This is a genomic window from Methylobacterium oryzisoli (assembly GCF_046557895.1).
Taxonomy (GTDB): domain Bacteria; phylum Pseudomonadota; class Alphaproteobacteria; order Rhizobiales; family Beijerinckiaceae; genus Methylobacterium; species Methylobacterium oryzisoli.
Genome location: NZ_JBKIBX010000022.1, coordinates 77,102 through 94,895, shown reverse-complemented (window position 1 = coordinate 94,895; position 17,794 = coordinate 77,102). Strand labels below are relative to the sequence as shown.

Here is a 17,794-nt window from a genome sequence, read left to right as displayed (position 1 = left end):
CGCCGAAGCCCTCTCCCCGCACGCGGGGAGAGGAGAACGTGCACGACCCGACGTGTGAATCCGCAAGCCCGTGCGGGAGAGGGGTTCCGTCGCGGTTCCCGCGCCTGATGCGAAGAGCGTATTCGACGATCTCGCTCACGCGCGACCCGGACCCGCGCACGGCTCAGGCCGTGCTGCCCGCGTCCACCGTCATCACCGTGCCGGTGATGTTGCGGCCGGTCTCGCCCATCAGGAAATCCACCGCGTTGGCCACGTCCTCGACCTCGGCGAGGCGGCGCAGCGCGCTGCGGCCGGCGATGCGCTGGCGCTCGGCCTCGCCGAGGCCGCTCGTCATCTCGGTGTCGATGAAACCCGGGGCGACCGCGTTCACCGTGATGCCGAGCTTGCCCACCTCGCGGGCGAGCGAGCGGGTGAAGCCGATCATCGAGGCCTTGGTGGCGGCGTAGACCGACAGGGCGTTGTAGCCGGTCGAGGCGATGATCGAGCTGACGTTGACGACCCGCCCGCGTCCCTCGGCCATCATCGAGCGCACCGCGTGCTTGGTCACCACGATCGGCGCGAGCGTGTTGAGCCGCACCAGCGCCTCGATGTCGGAGAGCGGCATCATCGCGAGCAGGCCCTCGGTGCCGAGGCCCGCGTTGTTGACGAGCCCGTAGACGGGCCCGTGCGCCTCCCGCACCTGCCGCACGAGGTCCGGCAGGGCCTCGACCTGGCCCAGATCGGCGGCGAGGAAGCGGATCTCGCCCGGCCCGCCCTCGCGCATCGCCGCCTCCAGCGCCTCGCCGGGGCGGCGCGCCACCGCGATCACCCGGAAGCCCGAGGCGGAGAGCCGGCGCGCGATGCCGAGGCCGAGGCCCCGGCTGCCGCCCGTGACGACCACGTTACGCATGACGCACCTCGGGCGGAGGAGCGGCGCCGCGGGCGAGCTTGCCGGCCTGCGTCACCGCGAGGCCGTCCGCGAAACGCAGGACCGCCGGGACCTTGTGGGGGGGAAGGGACTCCCGGCAAACGGCCAGGATCTCGGCCTTGACGCCCTCGGCCGGCGCCTCGCCTGCGTGCAGCACCACGGTCGCGGTGACGAGGGCGCCGGTGATCGGGTTGCGCCGGCCCTCGACCAGGGACATGCGCACCCGCGGGTGCCGGTTGATCACCGCCTCGACCTCCTCGGGATGCACCTTGAGGCCGCCGACGTTGATGATGCCGCCGCGCCGGCCGACGAAGTGGAAGCGTCCCTCGCGCAGGGCCACCATGTCGCCCGTGTCGACGAAGCCCTCGGCGTCCGTCAGGGCCGCGGCCGCCTCGCCGAGGTAGCAGCGCGCGGTGCGCCCCGAGCGGATCCGCAGCGCGCCGTCCACGACCCGCAGCTCGACCGGCCCGTCCCGGCCGATGAAGTCCTCGGGAAAACCCTCGCGCCCGTCCGTCACCTCGAAGCCGACGCCCGCCTCGGTGGAGGCGTAGGCGTGGCCGACCGAGGCGTCCGGATAGGCCGCGCGCAGTGCGTCGAGCACGGCCTGATCGGCGATCTCGCCCGACAGGCGCACGTAGGCGGGCCGCATCGCCGCGACGGCGGGGCTCATCAGCGCCCGGCGCCAGTGCGAGGGCGTGCCCGAGACGTGCGTCGCCCCGTGCCGGCCGAGGCGGCGCAGGAAATCGGCCACCGGCTCGTCCTTGGCCGAGAGCACCAGCGAGCCGCCCAGGACCCCGCGCAGGAAGATCTGCAGGCCGCCGTAGCGGCGGATGTCGTAGAAGGTCGACCAGACCGGCGCGGGCGCGCCCGGCGCAAGCGGCCGGATCGCCCCGGTGAGGCCCGCCAGATCGTGCACCGCCATCTTCGGCACGCCGGTGGTGCCGGAGGTCAGGAGCACCCACTCGGTGGCGAGCGCCGGGCCGGGCGGGGCGGCCGCGGGGGCGAGCGCGCCGATGCCGTGCACCGGCCGGCCCGCGACGTCGGGGCGGGCCTCCGCGGCGAGGTCGCTCACCACCGCGTCGATCTCCGCCCGGTCGAGCAGCGCCGGCCAGTGGGCCGGGTCGAGGTCGGGCGGGCAGAGGAGCAGGCGGCGCGCCACGCCGTCGAGGTCGATCAGCGCGAGCGCCGCCGTGAACTGGTCGGCGGTCGCGATCATCACGGCGCGCCCGTGCAGCGCGTCGCGGGCGCCGCCGAGCGGGCTGTGGTCGAGAAGGGCCGCGAACGGCGTCTCGGCCGACGCGCCGGAGAGGTGGCCGCCGGGCCGGGGCGAGGCGGCGAGCGCCTCGCGCAGCGAGCCGGGCTCAGGCAGCGGCATCGACCGCCGCGGCCTCGTAGAGTGCGATGAACTCGCCCACCGTCACCGGGAACTGGATGTCCTCGGACATCGTGAACGGATCGACACCGAGATCCGCTTCGAGCCGCGCCACCAGAATCGCGAAACACAATGAATCCAGGCCGGATTCCACCAGAAGTGTTTGATCGCTCAGATCAGAGATGCTCCTCTGTTGTTCCTCGGCGATCTGCTTCATTTGTCCAAGAATTGTTAACCTTATGGACATATCGGAATGTCTCCTCGTCACGGATTCAGCTATATCAGCCGCAGAGAAATCGCAGCAAGTCCTTCACCCCCGCAAGGTAAACGGAATGGCCGGAGAAGTTGGGACGACCTTGCGGCGCCGGCAGATCACCGAGGGCGACCTCGACGCGGTGGCGACGCTGCTGAGCCAGGGCTTCCGCCTGCGTCCGAAGGGCTACTGGCTGCGCGGCCTGCGCCGCCAGGCCGAGCGCGCCGTGCCGGAGGGCTATCCGCGCTTCGGCTACATGCTGGAGAGCGGCGGGCGCCCGGTGGGCGCGGTGCTGATGATCTTCGCGGCCTTCGACTCGGGCGGGCAGCGGGTCGTGCGCTGCAACCTGTCGAGCTGGTACGTCGAGCCCGCCTACGCGGCGCAGGGCGCGATGCTGATCCACTACGTGCTGCGCCACCAGGACGTCACCTACATCAACCTGTCCCCGGCCCCGCACACCCAGCCGATCATCGAGCGGCAGGGTTTTCGCGCCTTCAGCCGCGGGCTGCTGCTCTGCGCGCCCTCGCTCGCCCGCGGGCGGGAGCGCGTCCGCCTCCACCGCATCCGCGAGCGCGTGCCGCACGCCCTCGCCGCCCTGCCGGAGCGCGACCTGATCGAGGCGCACGCCGCCTACGGCTGCACCTGCCTCGTGGTGGAGGCGGCGGACGGCCTGCACCCGTTCGTGTTCGCCCCGCGGCGCGTGCTCAAGCGCCTCGTGCCGACCACGCACCTGATCTACTGCCGCAGCCTCGCCGATTTCGTGCGCTTCGCCGGCCCGCTCGGGCGCCGCCTGCTCCTCTCGGGCAAGCCCAGCGTGCTCATCGACGTCGACGGCCCGGTGCCGGGGCTCGTCGGGCGCCACATCAGCCGGCACCAGAACAAGTACTACCGCGGCCCGAACCCGCCGCGGCTCGGCGAGATCCCCTACACCGAGGGCGTGATCTTCGGACCCTGACACTCGGCATCGGCGAGGAGGCCGCCGGCACGGGCGGTCGATCATTCCTGGGAGCGCGAACATCCATGACACCGAACGGGACGGGGCGCACGGCCGCCCGGGTGCTGGTCCAGCAGCTGGTGGCGAACGGCGTGCGCCACGTCTTCACGGTGCCGGGCGAGAGCTTCCTGCCCGTCCTCGACGCGCTGCGCGATTCCGGCATCGCGGTCACCACCTGCCGCCAGGAGGGGGCCGCCGCCATGATGGCGGAAGCCCACGGCAAGGCCACGGGGATGCCCGGCATCTGCTTCGTCACCCGCGGGCCCGGCGCCACCAACGCCTCGGCCGGGCTGCACGTGGCGCAGCAGGACTCCACCCCGATGATCCTGTTCGTCGGCCAGATCGAGCGCCGCTACCGCGAGCGCGAGGCTTTTCAGGAACTCGACTACCGCGCGGTGTTCGGCCCGATGGCGAAATGGGCCACGGAGATCGACGATCCCGACCGGGTGCCGGAATTCGTCTCGCGCGCCTTCTCGACCGCGACCGCCGGGCGGCCCGGCCCGGTGGTGGTCGCGCTGCCGAAGGACATGCTGGTGGAGGAGGCGCACGGCCCCCTGGCGCCGCCCTTCGTGCCGGTCGAGGCCGCGCCGGGCGCCGACGACATCGCGCGCCTCGCCGACCTGATCGCGGGCGCCGCGCGCCCGCTCGTGATCCTGGGCGGCAGCCGCTGGACGGAGAACGCCCGCTGCGACATCGCGCGCTTCGCCGAGGCCTTCGACCTGCCGGTGGCGACGAGCTACCGGCGCGCGCCGCTCTTCGACGCGCTCCATCCCAACTACGCGGGCGATCTCGGGCTCGCCCCCAACCCGCAGCTGGTGGCCCGCGTGAAGGCCTCCGACCTCGTGGTGCTGCTGGGCGGGCGCCTCGGCGAGATCCCCTCGCAGGGCTACAGCCTCCTCGACGTGCCGGGGCCGCAGACCCGCCTCGTGCACATCCATCCCGGACCGGAAGAACTCGGCCGCGTCTACCGCCCGTTCCTCGCCATCAACGCCGCCCCGACCCGCACCGCGGCGGCGCTCGCGCGCCTCGATCCGCCCGCCCGCATCCCGTGGCGCGACGAGACCCGGGCGGCGCACCGGGAGTTCCTGACCTGGGGCGAGACCGCGACGCCCCAGCCCGGCGGGGTCAATCTCGGCGAGGTGATCGTGCACCTGCGCGAAACACTCCCGCGCGACGCGATCCTGTGCAACGGCGCGGGTAACTACGCGGCCTGGATCCACCGCTTCTTCCGCTTCCGCGATCACGCCGGCCACATCGCGCCGACCTCGGCCTCGATGGGCTACGGCGTGCCGGCGGCGGTGGCGATGAAGCGGCTCTGGCCGGAGCGCACCGTGATCTCGCTCAATGGCGACGGCGACTTCCTGATGAACGGGCAGGAATTCGCGACCGCCGTGCAGTACCGGCTGCCCATCGTGGTGATCGTCGCCGACAACGCCAGCTACGGCACGATCCGCATGCACCAGGAGCGCGACTTCCCGGACCGCCCGGTCGCCACCGACCTCGTCAATCCCGACTTCGCCGCCTATGCGCGCGCCTTCGGCGGGGCCGGCTGGACGGTGGAGCGCACGGAGGATTTCCCGGCGGCCTTCGCGGCGGCGCGCGCGCATGAGGGGCCGGCGATCATCCACCTCAAGATCTCCAAAGACGCGATCACCCCGGGCCAGACCCTGACGCAGATCCGCGACCGGGCGCTGGCGGGGCGCTGAGCGGGCCTCGACCCGGCCCGGCTTGACACCGCGCCGCCGCGACAGGCAGGTGCGGGCTCCCTGTCCCGCCCCTCCTTCGATCCATGCCCGGCGCCATTCGTCTCCTGCCCGTCTCGGCGCATTACGCAGGTGGCGCCGCGGTCGGCGCGCGCGAGGCGCACCACCGGGTGCCGGCCAAGAACCGCTGGTCGCGCGTCGTCCTCACCTTCCATGACGTGGCGCCCGAGACGTGGTGCGCGTTCGGCTTCCAGCTCAGCTGGGACCCGGAGGAGCAGGCGCTCGCCGCCCCCGATTTCCTGCAGGTCGGATTCGATTTACTGGCCGCCGACGGGGGAAGCCTCGACTTCGACCACGTGCCCGGCCTCACCCGCACCCTGCTCGATCCCCAGAGCGCCTGGATCGCCGGCCCGGCCTACCAGCCGGCCGGCAGCGAGGGCGCGGGCGCGAGCCTCGTGCGGGTCGGCTTCCTGATGCCGGACCCCGCCCGGGCGGTGGCGGTGAGCGTGCGCTCGTGGCGCAACACCGCGCCGTTCGAGGTGGGCCGGCCGGACCTGCTCCAGGGCGATCCGGCCGAGGCGGCCCGGGGGACCGCGCGGCGGCGCCGCCGCCTGACGCCGCAGCCGGACTGGCTCGACCTCGCGACCGTGCCGGGACGCCCGCTGATCCTGCGGGGCCAGGTCCACGGCGCGCGGCCGGAGCGGGACGGGGCGATGGTGCGCGTCGTCTACCGGGACGGGGAGGGGGCCGAGCTCCCGCCGCCCTATCCGGACCTCGTCTCGACCCCGGACTTCGGCGCGGTGGTCAATCTCACGGCCAAGCGCCACGCCCGCCGCTTCACCCTGGAACTGGCGCCCCCGCCGGGCGCCGCGCGCGTCGCACTCGGCTTCGCCACCTGGGAGGCGGACGGGGCGGCGGAACTGCTCGGCGCGCCCGAGATCGCCCTCGACGACGCGCTGCGGCTGGAATCCCTGTGCGGCGACGACCTCCTCGACGCGGGGGCCTTCCTCGACCGACTCGGCCGGGAGTTCGGTGCGGGCGGGCTGCCGATTCCGGCCGCCGGCGTGCCGCTGATCCTCGACCGCCTGCGGGCGCTGCAGCAGGGACCGCGCCCCGCGGTCGGCGCGCCGGAGCTCCGGCTCGCCGCCGCTCCCGCCTGGCCGCTGCCGCTGACGCCGACCTGGAGCGAAGACCCCTTCCGCTCGGTGGCGTGGCGGATCGAGTACCAGTCCCTGGCCTGGCTCCTGCCGCTCGCCGAGGCGGACGGGCATCGCGCGGTGGCGCTGGCCCGGGCGTGGTCGAAGGCGAATCCCTGGGGCCGGCCCACCGACGGGCTCGGCCTGCACCCGGTCGCCCTCGCGGGCCGGGCGGAGGTGCTGGCGGGCCTGCTCGGGCGCCTCAACGCCGAGGCGCTGCGGGCCGAGCCCTTGCGCACGCTGGCGGGCGAGGCGCTGCGCCACGGCTTCGCGCTGGCGGAGATCATCGGCCAAAACACGCTGGCGCGCTCGCTCCACCTCGTCCACGCGGCGACCGCGCTGCTCGCGGTCGCCCGGGCGCTGCCGCAGGCGCCGCTCTCGGATTTTTGGGGCTCGCTCGCCCGCCACGCCCTGCGCGAGGGTTTCGCCTCGCTCCTCGACGCGGACGGCGCCTTCGCGGATCCCTCCCTGCACCAGCGCCTCGAACTCCTCAGCCTCGGGCGGCTCCTCGCGGCGGCGCTGCCGGACGAGCCCCTGGCAGAATTCATCGCCGGGCGGGTGGAGCCGGTGATTCCCGCGGTCACGAGCCTCCTCGATCCGGGCGGACGGCTGCCGCCTTTCGGCGACGCGCCGCACGGGATCGATCACGCGGGCTGGATCGGGCGGCTGCTCGCGCTGGGCGACCGCGCGCTGGTGGCTGAGCGCCCGCTCGCCGCCGGGCGGGCCTCGCCGGCCCCGACGCGCCCGGTCTCGGGCGTGATCGCGGCGCGCTCGGATTCACCCGCGCGGGGCTTCGGCCATTTCGCCAGCGGCTTTGCCGAGCAGCGCCACCCCCACGGCCACGCCGACTGCACCTCCTTCGTGTTCGCCGCCGAGGGTGTGCGCTGGATCGTGGAGGGCGGCGGGTCGGGGCAGGTGGAGACCGGGGCCGCGCGCCAGTACCTGATCTCGCCGCGCGCCCACAACGTGGCCTGGCCGGACGGGCGCGAGCCCGGGGCGGGCACCGGCCGGCTCGCGGCGAGCGAGCGGCTCGACGGCGGCACCGCCTACGCGCTGGACACGAACGTGCACGGGCCGGAGTACCGGCACCGGCGCCTCTTCGTCGTGCTCGACGACCTCACGGCGCTGGCGGTGCTCGACCGGTTCGAGACGGCGGACCGGCCGCTCGCCGCCGAGGGCCTGCTGCACCTCGCCCCCGACGTGCTGGTGGCGCTCGCCGGCCCGCGCCTCGTCCTGGCGAGCCGCGAGCGCCAGCGCCTGCGCATCGCGCTCCGGGTGCTGCGGGGGCAGTCCTGCGGCCTCGATCTCGTCAGCGGGCGCAACGACCGCCCCGGCGCCCTGCAGGGCTTCGTCTCCTGGCGCCCGGGCGCGCTCCAGCCCGCCAGCACCCTGCGATACGCCATGACCGGGCAGGGCAGCCTCTGCGGCGGCGCCCTCGTCGCGGTGGACGAGGGGCGCGAGCGGGCGCTGGCCGCCCTGGTGGCCGGAGACGCGGTGACACGGCTCCTGGCGGAGGTGTGATCGCCCTCCACAAGACTTTCGACCGGCGGCGGGCCGCCTCGACTTGATCGATGTTCGGTTCTCTTGGCGGCGACCCGAGGATCGTGTCATGCGATCGACGCGCGCTGCGACAGGCGTCGGGCGGCAGATTGGAATGACGATGAAGATTCTCGGGTCGGTCGCCGCGGCGGCCTGCATGGTCGTGGCCGGGCTCTGCGGGGCGCAGGCGCAGACGCAGGGTGATTGGGTGCTCGCCCGCTACAAGGGCGGCGCCTACTGGTATCCGGGCGTCATCCAGAGCGTGGCCGGCGACCGCATCGCGGTCGCCTACGACGACGGCGACCGGGAGACGCTGAACCTCGCGGATGTCCGCCCCTACACCTGGGCCATCGGCACCCGGGTCGAGTGCAACTTCCAGGGCGCCGGGAAGTGGTACCCCGGCGTGATCGCCTCGCTGGCCGGCGAGACGGTGGGCATCAACTACGACGACGGCGACCGCGAGCGGACGAAGACCGGGCGCTGCCGCGCCAAGTGAGGCCGTCGACGCGAGGCCGTCGACGCGATGCGAGGCGCCTCACGCATGAAAAAAGCCGCCGTCGCGAGACGGCGGCCTCATGAAACGGGGTGCGGCCGGGCTCAGGGCCGGCGGCGCAGCCGCACGATCACCTCGACGCCCGCGATCTCCATGCCGGCGGGCGGGTTCGGCAGCGAATCGACCGTGATCCCGCAATCGGGCATGTCGAGCACCTGTCCCTCGTCCTCAAGGAAGAAGTGGTGGTGCTCGCTCGGGTTGGTGTCGAAATAGGCCTTGGAGCCGTCGAGCGCGAGCTGGCGCAGCAGGCCGGCCTCGGTGAACTGGTGCAGGGTGTTGTAGACGGTGGCGAGCGACACCGGCACCTTGGCGCGCATCGCCTCGTCGTAGAGCATCTCGGCCGTCAGGTGACGGTCGCCCTTTCCGAACAGGAGCCAGCCGAGCGACAGGCGCTGGCGCGTCGGGCGCAGGCCCGCGCGGCGCAGCCGGTCGCGCAGTTCCGACAGGGGGCAGCCGCGACGCTGCCCGGCGGCTCCCTCGGCCTGGAGGGCCGGGGCGCGCGCGCTGAGCACGGCATGCAGGGGCGACAGGTCGTTCATCAGTCTGACAATCAGCGTGAGGATCGCGAATGATCGCACTCGGTTATAGGGACTGGGCCGTCCCGCCGCAACCCGAACGGGGCCGCAACCCCCTACATCAGAAGTGTTTTAGTTCGCGTCTGCGGAACCCTGGCGAAGTCCCGCGACTTTGAACCCTCCGGCGCCCTATGCTACAGGCGCCGCTCTGCGGGCCGCGGCCCGCCACATCCGCCGGCCCGCAGCGCGGTGCCGAAGCCTGAGGATCGCGCCCGCTCCATGTCTGCCGACACGCCCGCCGCCGACACCCCGACCCGGCCCTCGCACTTCTCGTACGAGGACCTGCTGGCCTGCGGGCGCGGCGAGATGTTCGGGACCGGCAACGCGCAGCTGCCGCTGCCGCCGATGCTGATGTTCGACCGCATCGTCTCGATCGGCCGGGACGGCGGCGCCTACGGCAAGGGCCATGTGCGGGCGGAGCTCGACGTGCGGCCCGACCTCTGGTTCTTCCCCTGCCACTTCCAGGGCGACCCCGTGATGCCCGGCTGCCTCGGCCTCGACGCGCTCTGGCAGATGGTCGGGTTCTTCCTCGGCTGGCTCGGCTCGTCCGGGCGCGGCCGGGCGCTCGGCGTCGGCGAGGTGAAGTTCGCCGACCAAGTGCTGCCGAGCGTGCGCCAGGTCGTCTACGGCGTCGATCTCAAGCGCGTGCGCCAGGGGCGCCTCGTGCTCGGCATCGCGGATGGCTGGCTCGAAGCGGACGGCCGCCGCATCTACGAGGCCAAGGATCTGCGGGTCGGCCTGTTCCAGGCCGCCGCTCCGGCGGGCGGCTGAGCGGCGCCCCGGCGCCCCGCTCCGGCAGCGTGGACTCCGCTCGGGCGGTTGAGATCGGGCCGGCACGGTCCTAGGTGACAACGGAACGGCGCGACACACGCCGCGTAGGAGGGCTGCGATCGTCATGAGGCGCGTCGCGATCACCGGGATGGGCATCGTCTCATCCATCGGCAACAACACCCAGGAGGTGCTCGCGTCCCTGCGCGAGGCCCGCTCGGGCATCACCCACGCGGAGAGCTTCGCGGCGCACGGCTTCCGCTGCCAGGTGCAGGGGGCGCCGAGCCTCGACGCCGAGAGCGTGGTCGACCGGCGCGCCATGCGCTTCCACGGCGGCGGCACCGCCTGGAACCACGTGGCGATGGAGCAGGCGATCCGCGACGCGGGGCTCGAGGAGCACGAGATCTCGCACGACCGCACCGGCATCATCATGGGCTCGGGCGGTCCCTCGACCCACGCCATCGTGGAGGCGGCCGACGTCGCCCGCGCCAAGGGGCCCAAGCGCGTCGGTCCCTTCGCGGTGCCCAAGGCCATGTCCTCCACGGCCTCCGCCACGCTCGCCACGTGGTTCAAGATCAAGGGCGTGAATTATTCGATCTCGTCCGCCTGCGCGACGTCGAACCACTGCATCGGCAACGCCGCCGAGATCATCCAGGCCGGCCGCCAGGACATCATCTTCGCGGGCGGCTGCGAAGAACTCGACTGGACCCTGTCGGTGCTGTTCGACGCGATGGGCGCCATGTCGGCGAAGTACAACGACACGCCGGCCACGGCCTCGCGCGCCTACGATGCGGGCCGCGACGGCTTCGTCATCGCGGGCGGCGCGGGCGTGCTGGTGCTCGAAGAGATGGAGCACGCGAAGGCGCGCGGCGCCCGGATCTACGGCGAGGTCGCGGGCTACGGCGCCACCTCGGACGGGCACGACATGGTGGCGCCCTCCGGCGAGGGCGCGGTGCGCTGCATGCGCCAGGCGATGGCGGGCCTGAAGGGCGTCACGATCGACTACATCAACCCGCACGCCACCTCGACGCCGGTCGGCGACGAGAAGGAGATCGAGGCGATCCGCGAGGTCTTCGGCACCGGCGAAACCTGCCCGCCGATCGCCGCCACCAAGTCGCTCACCGGGCACTCGCTCGGCGCCACAGGCGTGCAGGAGGCGATCTACTCGCTCCTGATGATGAACAACGGCTTCATCTGCGAGAGCGCCAACATCGCGGAGCTGGATCCGGCCTTCGCCGACATGCCGATCCTGCGCCGCCGGGTGGACAACGCGCGGCTCGGCCACGTGCTCTCCAACTCCTTCGGGTTCGGCGGCACCAACGCGACGCTGGTGCTCAAGCACCCGGACGCCTGAGGGCGCCCCACTCGCGCCGCACTCGGGTGAGAGGGGCGCCGCGCCCGGGCGTTCGGACCATGGGCCAACCGGAGACGACGGCGTGACGGGTTTGATGGCAGGCAGGCGCGGCCTCATCATGGGGGTCGCGAACGACCACTCCATCGCCTGGGGGATCGCCAAGGCGCTGGCGGCGCAGGGCGCGGACCTCGCCTTCACCCACCAGGGCGAGGCGCTGGGCCGCCGGGTGGCGCCGCTCGCCGCCTCCCTCGGCTCGCAGATCGTGCTGCCCTGCGACGTGGAGGATCTGGCGAGCGTCGATTCGGTCTTCGACGCCCTCGACCGGCACTGGCCCGAGGGCCTCGACTTCGTGGTCCACGCCATCGGGTATTCCGACAAGGCGCAGCTCAAGGGCCGCTACGTCGACGCCACCACGCGCGAGAATTTTTCGCGCACGATGGTGATCTCCTGCTTCTCCTTCACCGAACTGGCCCAGCGCGCGGCCAAGCGCATGCGGCCGGGCGGCTCGCTCCTGACGCTCACCTTCGGGGGCGCCACGCGGGTGATGCCGAACTACAACGTGATGGGGCTGGCCAAGGCGGCGCTGGAGGCCTCGGTGCGCTACCTCGCCTCCGACCTCGGCCCCGACGGCATCCGGGTCAACGCCATCTCGGCGGGGCCGGTGCGCACCCTGGCGGGGGCGGGCATCTCGGATGCGCGCCTGATGTTCAACCACCAGCGCGCCCACGCCCCCTTGCGCCGCAACGCCACCAGCGAGGAGATCGGCGGCGCGGCCCTCTACCTCCTCTCCGACCTGTCGAGCGGCGTCACGGGCGAGATCCACTTCGTGGATTGCGGCTTCAACACCATCGCCATGCCGCGCCCGTCCGTGCTGAAGGTCCAGGACGAGGCGGGCGTGATCGGGGACTGAGGGCGCGGCGGACGAGGAGCGGGCGAAGACGAACCGTCGGTCAAGCCTCGTTCATCGGCTCAACCTCTCCCTCTTTCCCGGACGAGTGGAGCGAAGCGGAAGGAGATCCGGGACCCAGCAGAGGATGTGCCGCGAAGCGGCTCTGTATTTGCAACGTTACGGACACATAGACGCTTCGCGACATCTTGCGCTGGATCCCGGATCTCCTTCCACTTCGTTGCAGTCGTCCGGGAAAGAGCGTTTTATCCTCACGCCACGGGGGCTTTTCGCGTGCAGGCGGCGCCCGCGCGGCTCAGCCCGGCTTCGCGCCCCGCAGGATCAGGCGGCCGCCCCGGACCTCGTAGGAGGACAGGCGCTCCAAAAAACTCATCCCGAGCAGGTTCACGCTGAGCGAGCCCGGCCGGGTGACGAGGGCGCTCACGCGCCGCTCCCGGATCGGCCCCACCGCCACCGTGTCGAGGAGGACGGGTGCGGCGAGCGTGCGGCCGTTGGCGGTCTGCACCGGCACCGCGAAGGCCTGCGGCCCCGGCTGCAGCCCGAGGGCGCTCGCCGTCTCGGCGGTGAGCACGACCGTGCTGGCGCCGGTGTCGAACGCGAAGGTCTGCTCCTGCCCGTTGACCCGCGCCTTGACCGAGAAACCGCCGTCGGCCCGGCGTCCGATCACCACCTCGCCGGCGGCGTTCGTCACCGGCTCGCCGGCCGCGTACTCGCCGATCATCCGCAGGGCGAGGTCGTGGGCGTGGTCCCGCCACGCGTAGAGCGTGGCGCCGGCCGCCCCCAGCATCAGCCAGACCGCGAGCGCTGCCAGCCCCTCGCCGGCGCCGAACCGGAAGCGGCGCGCGATGCCGTTGGTGACGAGGAGCAGCGCCGCCGCGACCGCGAGCGCGGTCGCGACCTCCTGCGGTGGCCACCCGGCGATCTCGCCCTGCGCCAGGGTCGCGATCCCGTACGCGAGGGCGAGCAGCAGCAGGGCGGTTCCGAGGGCGCCGGGCATCGCGGGGTCAGGCGGGGGAGGGGACGGGACGCGGGGAGGAGGGCGGGACGGCCGCGGCGAGCCGGTCCGGCAGCAGCGCCATGATGCGCTTGCGCTCGGGCTCCGAGAGGCTGCCCCAGACCGCGATCTCGTCGCGGGTGCGCCCGCAGCCCTCGCACAGGCCGGTGACGGGATCGAGGACGCAGACGCGGGTGCAGGGCGAGGAGGGACGCGACATCGGATTCTTACGGGGCGTTCAACGCGGGAGGGCGATCAGCATCGCCAGCAGCACGGCGATCTCGGCGATCTGTTGGCAGGCGCCGATGACGTCGCCGGTCTGCCCGCCGATCAGGCGCTCGGCCATGCGGCTCACCGTCCAGGCCGAGAGGGCGGCCATCAGCCCGGCCAGCGCGAGGCCGATCCAGGGCAGGCCGAGGAGGCCCCCGGCGAGCAGCAGGACGAGGCAGAGCGCCCAGGCCGTCGCGTGCGTCCCCGGGGTCGGGCGCCCCACCGCGTGCGAGGCGCCCCCCGGCCGGGCCGGGGCGAGGGCGAGCATCGGCCACAGGGCCGCCGTGCGCGAGACCGCCGCCGCCAGGAGCAGGATGAGGGCGGCGCGCCAGCCGGCCCGGTCGGCGAGCGTCGCGAGCGCGCCGATGCGCAGCCCGTAGGCCAGGATCAGCGCCGCCGTGCCGTAGGTGCCGATGCGGCTGTCGCGCATGATGTCGAGCCGGCGGGCCGCGTCCGTGCCGCCGCCGAAGCCGTCCGCCACGTCGGCGAGGCCGTCCTCGTGCAGGGCGCCGGTGACGAGCGTGGCGGCGAGCGCCGCGAGCGTCGCCGCGAGGTACGGACCCAGCCCGAGCCCGAGCCCGCCGAGCAGCGCCAGCACCGCCGGCAGCGCGATCACGAGGCCGGCGACCGGCAGCATCCGGGGGGCGGTGCGGAAGTCGGGCGGCCCGTGCCCCTCGGCCTCGCCCGGCAGCGGGGGCACCGGCAGGCGGCTGTAGAAGCGCAGGCAGGCCGCGAGATCGAGGAGCGGCGGCCACAGCGCCGGCCCCGGTGGCGGCGGCTCGAACTCGTCGTCGGCCTCCTGCATCGCGTCCCAGCCCGCCCGTTCGGCCATCCCGTCCGCCCCGTGTCCCGCCCGCCCGGGCCGGCCCGACGGGGTTCGTCTCCGCGGAACTGCTTGGCGCAATTCCACTGAGGCCTCGCTCCTGCATCGTCCCGGCCGCCGGACCGGCGACCGCGTCAGGCAATGGCGCGCAGTATAGGCGCGCTTCCGGGCGTTCGTCCCGGACGAATGCGAGCCGATCCTGCGTTCGACCGCCGCGCGCCGGCCCGCGCGGCTCGCTTTCCGGGGGCCCAGGGGCTAGACGCGCGGCGAGACACCCGTGGCCGGAGCCCGCCATGATCGATGCCCCCCTGGATGCGAGCCCGTTCGAGGACATCCGCCGCCTCGTCGCCACGATGCCCGGGCCGGACGGGGCCGCCGCCGCCGCCGCCCAGGCGCGGCAGGCGGTGCTGACGAAGCCCGCCGGCAGCCTCGGGCGGCTGGAAGATCTGGCGACGTGGCTCGCCGCGTGGCAGGGCAAGGCCCTGCCGAGCCTCGACCGCCCGCTCGTCTGCGTCTTCGCGGGCAGCCACGGCGTCGCGCAGAAAGGCGTCTCGGCCTACCCGTCCTCGGTCAACCGGCAGATGCTCGACACCTTCGCGGCCGGCGGGGCGGCGATCAACCAGATCTGCGCCGCCTACGGGCTTGGCTTCAAGGTCTTCGACCTCGCCCTCGACCTGCCGACCGGCGACATCACCGAGGCCGAGGCGATGACCGAGAAGGCCTGCGTCGCCACCATGGCGTTCGGCATGGAGGCGGTGGCGGCGGGCACCGACGGGCTGGCGCTCGGCGAGATGGGCATCGGCAACACCACGGTGGCCGCCGCGATCTACGCGGCGCTCTACGGCGGCGCCCCGGCGGCCTGGGTCGGGCGCGGCACCGGCGTGGACGAGGCGGGCCTCGCCCGCAAGGTGGCGGCCGTGGAAGCGGCACTCGCCCACCATGCCGGCCACCTCGACGATCCGCTCGAGGTGCTGCGCCGGCTCGGCGGGCGCGAGGTGGCGGCGATGGCGGGCGCGATCCTGGCCGCGCGGCTGCAGCGGGTGCCGGTGGTGCTGGACGGCTACGTCGCCACCGCGGCGGCGGCGGTGCTGCACGCGCTCGATCCGTCCGCCCTCGACCATTGCGTGGCCGGCCACCTCTCGGCGGAGGGGGCGCACGGGGCGGTGCTGGAGCGTCTCGGCCTCGACCCGCTGCTCTCGCTCGGCCTGCGCCTCGGCGAGGGCTCCGGCGCGGCCCTGGCGCTCGGCCTCCTCAAGGCGGCGCTCGCCTGCCACCGCGACATGGCGACCTTCGAGCAGGCCGGCGTTGCGGGGCCGTCCGCCTGAGCCTCACGCCCCGAGGACGACCGGTTCGGTGGCGAGGCGCACCGCGTCCGGCCGCCGGCCGGTCTCGGCGGCGGCGTAGTGGAGCGCGTCGGCGCGGCTGCGGAAGATGCCGCCGCCGAGACCGTGGATCTCGACCGCGAGCCAGCGCCCGTCGCGGTCCTGGCCGACGACGAAGCGCGGCCCCTGTTGCCCGTCCGCGCGGAGATCGGCGCGACGCGTGGAATCCGACATGATGTCCCGTCGTGGGGCGCACGGTCCCGGAGCGGGACCGCGCGAGCCATCGCGGGGAGCGGGTTTCAAGGATCGGGCCGGCGCGCCCGCCTCCGCGGATGCGGTCCCGGTCAGCGCAGGATGTTGGTGCGCGCGAGTTCGACGATCTCGTCGCCCCGCCCGCTCAGCACCGCCCGGGCGAGGTAGATGCCGAAGCCCTTGGCCTGCTCCATCGTGGTCTTGGGCGGCAGCGCCAGTTCCTGGCGGTTGGTGACGACGTCGACGAGCGCCGGTCCGTCATGGGCGAGCGCCCGGGTGAGCGCGGGTTCCACCTCGGCCGGGTCCTCGACGCGGATCCCGAGCACCCCGGCGGCCTCCGCCATGGCGGCGAAGTTCGGGTTCTTCAGCTCGGTCCCGGTATCGAGGAAGCCCGACGCCTTCATCTCCATCTCCACGAAGCCGAGCGTGCCGTTGTTGAGCACCACGACCTTCACGGGCAGGCCCATCTGCGTCAGCGTCAGGAACTCGCCCATCAGCATGGCGAAGCCGCCGTCGCCCGAAAAAGAGATCACCTGCCGGCCCGGGCAGGCGGCCTGCGCGCCGATCGCCTGCGGCAGGGCGTTGGCCATCGAGCCGTGCCAAAAGGAGCCGATCAGGCGGCGGCGCCCGTTCATGCCGAGGTAGCGCGCGGCCCAGATCGTCGGCGTGCCGACGTCGCAGGTGATGATCGCGTCGTCCGCCGCGACGGCGTCCATGACGCGCGCGAGGTATTGCGGGTGGATCGGCCGGCGGCCCGGATGGCCGACCGCGAGGTCGTCGAGGCCCTTGCGGGCGTCGCGGTAATGGGCGAGCGCCCGGTCGAGGAAGCCGCGGTCGGTCTTCTCGGTCAGGCGCGGCGCGAGCGCGTCGAGGGTGGTGCGCACGTCCGCCACGACGCCGAGATCGACGCGGGTGCGCCGCCCGATGTTGCCCGCCCGCAGGTCCACCTGCGCCACCCGGGCCTGCTCCGGGTAGAACTGGCGGTAGGGGAAGTCGGTGCCGAGCATCAAGAGCGTGTCGCACTCCATCATGGCGTGATAGCCCGACGAGAACCCGATCAGCCCGGTCATGCCGACGTCGTAGGGATTGTCGTACTCGACGAATTCCTTGCCGCGCAGCGCGTGCACGACCGGGGCCTTGAGCGTGCCCGCGAGGCCGACGAGCGCGTCGTGCGCCCCCGCGCAGCCCCCGCCCGCCAGGATGGTGATGCGCTCCGATTCCTCCAGAAATTCCGTCAGCGCGTCGAGATCCTGGGCGTTCGGCTGCACGACCGGCGGGCGCGGCGCGATCCAGCGCGGGCGCGCCGGCACCTCGATCGATTCGAGGGCCACGTCGCCCGGGATGATCACCACCGAGACGCCGCGCTTGGCGATGGCCTCGCGGATGGCGATGTCGAGGGTGCGGGCGATCTGCGAGACGGTGGCGACCGGCCCGACATAGTGGCTGCACTCGGTGAACAGTGCCTCGGGCTTGGTCTCCTGGAAGTAGCCGGAGCCGATCTCCGCGCTCGGGATATGGGCCGCGATGGCCAGCACCGGCACCCGGGAGCGGTGGCAGTCGTAGAGGCCGTTGATGAGGTGGAGGTTGCCCGGCCCGCAGCTTCCCGCGCAGACCGCGAGGTCTCCGGTGAGGTGGGCCTCGGCCCCCGCCGCGAAGGCGGCCGCCTCCTCGTGGCGGACGTGCACCCAGTCGATGCTCTTGCCCCGCCGCAGCGAGTCGGTGAGGCCGTTCAGCGAGTCGCCGACGACGCCGTAGATGCGCTTGACGCCGACCGCCTTGAGCGTGTCCGCGATGAGGTCAGCAACGGTCTGGCGGGCCATGACGGCACTCCCCTGTCGTCGTGCTGGGTGTCGCGTCCTCTGGTCATGACGCATTGCAACAACAGGCCGGGGTGCCTACCGTTCCGCTTGGTCATGAAACCTGGGGTTTCGCTCTGACATCGGTGACAAGCGCGGGGAACCCTTATCCCATGCGGGAGAGGGGTTCCCCGCGTATCGACGATCTTCGTCGAG

17 protein-coding genes are annotated in these 17,794 nt (G+C 73.3%); 8 read left to right on the top strand and 9 right to left on the bottom strand.

What is annotated here, in order from left to right; genetic code table 11:
* Positions 1-163: 163 nt before the first annotated feature.
* The 3 genes from ACKUB9_RS20440 to ACKUB9_RS20430 are packed head-to-tail and all read right to left on the bottom strand — an operon-like array spanning position 164 to position 2,526.
* Positions 164-889: an SDR family NAD(P)-dependent oxidoreductase gene (locus tag ACKUB9_RS20440; RefSeq protein ID WP_407524048.1), complete on the bottom strand. Its 726-nt coding sequence runs from the start codon at positions 887-889 to the stop codon at positions 164-166.
* Positions 882-2,282: an ANL family adenylate-forming protein gene (locus ACKUB9_RS20435; protein WP_407524046.1), complete on the bottom strand. Its 1,401-nt coding sequence runs from the start codon at positions 2,280-2,282 to the stop codon at positions 882-884. Before ACKUB9_RS20435 ends, ACKUB9_RS20440 begins: the two co-directional genes overlap by 8 nt.
* Positions 2,269-2,526, bottom strand: coding sequence for a phosphopantetheine-binding protein (locus ACKUB9_RS20430; protein ID WP_407524044.1), 258 nt, complete (start codon positions 2,524-2,526; stop codon positions 2,269-2,271). Before ACKUB9_RS20430 ends, ACKUB9_RS20435 begins: the two co-directional genes overlap by 14 nt.
* A gap of 85 nt (positions 2,527-2,611) precedes the next feature.
* Here ACKUB9_RS20430 and ACKUB9_RS20425 point away from each other — a divergent pair, with 85 nt between their 5' ends.
* The 4 genes from ACKUB9_RS20425 (at position 2,612) to ACKUB9_RS20410 (ending at position 8,460) form a co-directional block, all read left to right on the top strand.
* Entirely contained in the window at positions 2,612-3,487 is an 876-nt protein-coding gene (locus ACKUB9_RS20425) for a hypothetical protein (protein ID WP_407524042.1), read from the top strand.
* Positions 3,488-3,552: 65 nt separating this feature from the next.
* Entirely contained in the window at positions 3,553-5,232 is a 1,680-nt protein-coding gene (locus ACKUB9_RS20420; protein ID WP_407524040.1) for a thiamine pyrophosphate-binding protein, read from the top strand.
* 83 nt (positions 5,233-5,315) lie between these two features.
* Positions 5,316-7,946, top strand: coding sequence for a heparinase II/III domain-containing protein (locus tag ACKUB9_RS20415; protein WP_407524038.1), 2,631 nt, complete (start codon positions 5,316-5,318; stop codon positions 7,944-7,946).
* 133 nt (positions 7,947-8,079) lie between these two features.
* Positions 8,080-8,460, top strand: coding sequence for a tudor domain-containing protein (locus ACKUB9_RS20410; protein ID WP_407524036.1), 381 nt, complete (start codon positions 8,080-8,082; stop codon positions 8,458-8,460).
* A gap of 101 nt (positions 8,461-8,561) precedes the next feature.
* On the opposite strand, the gene irrA is transcribed toward ACKUB9_RS20410, so the two are convergent.
* Complete coding sequence (gene irrA / locus ACKUB9_RS20405; RefSeq protein ID WP_238233198.1) at positions 8,562-9,056, bottom strand: iron response transcriptional regulator IrrA; 495 nt, start codon at positions 9,054-9,056, stop codon at positions 8,562-8,564.
* 255 nt (positions 9,057-9,311) lie between these two features.
* On the opposite strand from irrA, the gene fabA reads away from it, so the two are divergent.
* The 3 genes from fabA (at position 9,312) to fabI (ending at position 12,124) form a co-directional block, all read left to right on the top strand.
* The gene (fabA, locus tag ACKUB9_RS20400) at positions 9,312-9,863 is read left to right on the top strand and encodes a 3-hydroxyacyl-[acyl-carrier-protein] dehydratase FabA (protein ID WP_407524033.1); all 552 of its coding nucleotides are present in this window, start codon (positions 9,312-9,314) and stop codon (positions 9,861-9,863) included.
* 124 nt (positions 9,864-9,987) lie between these two features.
* Positions 9,988-11,214: a beta-ketoacyl-ACP synthase I gene (gene fabB / locus ACKUB9_RS20395; protein ID WP_407524031.1), complete on the top strand. Its 1,227-nt coding sequence runs from the start codon at positions 9,988-9,990 to the stop codon at positions 11,212-11,214.
* 82 nt (positions 11,215-11,296) lie between these two features.
* Positions 11,297-12,124, top strand: a complete 828-nt coding sequence (fabI, locus tag ACKUB9_RS20390; protein WP_407524029.1) for an enoyl-ACP reductase FabI — start codon at positions 11,297-11,299, stop codon at positions 12,122-12,124.
* A 292-nt stretch (positions 12,125-12,416) separates the two neighbouring features.
* Here the strand turns inward: fabI and ACKUB9_RS20385 are convergent, their stop codons facing one another.
* From ACKUB9_RS20385 to cobS, 3 genes are read right to left on the bottom strand one after another with little or no spacing between them, the layout of a single operon-like run.
* The gene (locus tag ACKUB9_RS20385; protein ID WP_407524027.1) at positions 12,417-13,118 is read right to left on the bottom strand and encodes a retropepsin-like aspartic protease family protein; all 702 of its coding nucleotides are present in this window, start codon (positions 13,116-13,118) and stop codon (positions 12,417-12,419) included.
* Between the two features lie 7 nt (positions 13,119-13,125).
* The gene (locus ACKUB9_RS20380; RefSeq protein ID WP_407524025.1) at positions 13,126-13,335 is read right to left on the bottom strand and encodes a DUF1289 domain-containing protein; all 210 of its coding nucleotides are present in this window, start codon (positions 13,333-13,335) and stop codon (positions 13,126-13,128) included.
* Between the two features lie 18 nt (positions 13,336-13,353).
* A complete protein-coding gene (cobS, locus tag ACKUB9_RS20375) occupies positions 13,354-14,217 on the bottom strand; it encodes an adenosylcobinamide-GDP ribazoletransferase (RefSeq protein ID WP_407524023.1) in 864 nt (287 codons plus the stop codon).
* A 284-nt stretch (positions 14,218-14,501) separates the two neighbouring features.
* Here cobS and cobT point away from each other — a divergent pair, with 284 nt between their 5' ends.
* The gene (gene cobT, locus ACKUB9_RS20370; RefSeq protein WP_407524021.1) at positions 14,502-15,533 is read left to right on the top strand and encodes a nicotinate-nucleotide--dimethylbenzimidazole phosphoribosyltransferase; all 1,032 of its coding nucleotides are present in this window, start codon (positions 14,502-14,504) and stop codon (positions 15,531-15,533) included.
* Positions 15,534-15,536: 3 nt separating this feature from the next.
* Here cobT and ACKUB9_RS20365 read toward each other — a convergent pair whose 3' ends face one another.
* Positions 15,537-15,764 carry a hypothetical protein gene (locus tag ACKUB9_RS20365; RefSeq protein WP_407524019.1) on the bottom strand — a complete coding sequence of 76 codons (228 nt, stop codon included), beginning with the start codon at positions 15,762-15,764 and terminating at the stop codon, positions 15,537-15,539.
* 110 nt (positions 15,765-15,874) lie between these two features.
* Positions 15,875-17,602 (bottom strand): ubiquinone-dependent pyruvate dehydrogenase, encoded by a 1,728-nt coding sequence (gene poxB, locus ACKUB9_RS20360; protein ID WP_407524017.1) that lies wholly within the window; start codon positions 17,600-17,602, stop codon positions 15,875-15,877.
* Positions 17,603-17,794 lie beyond the last annotated feature (192 nt).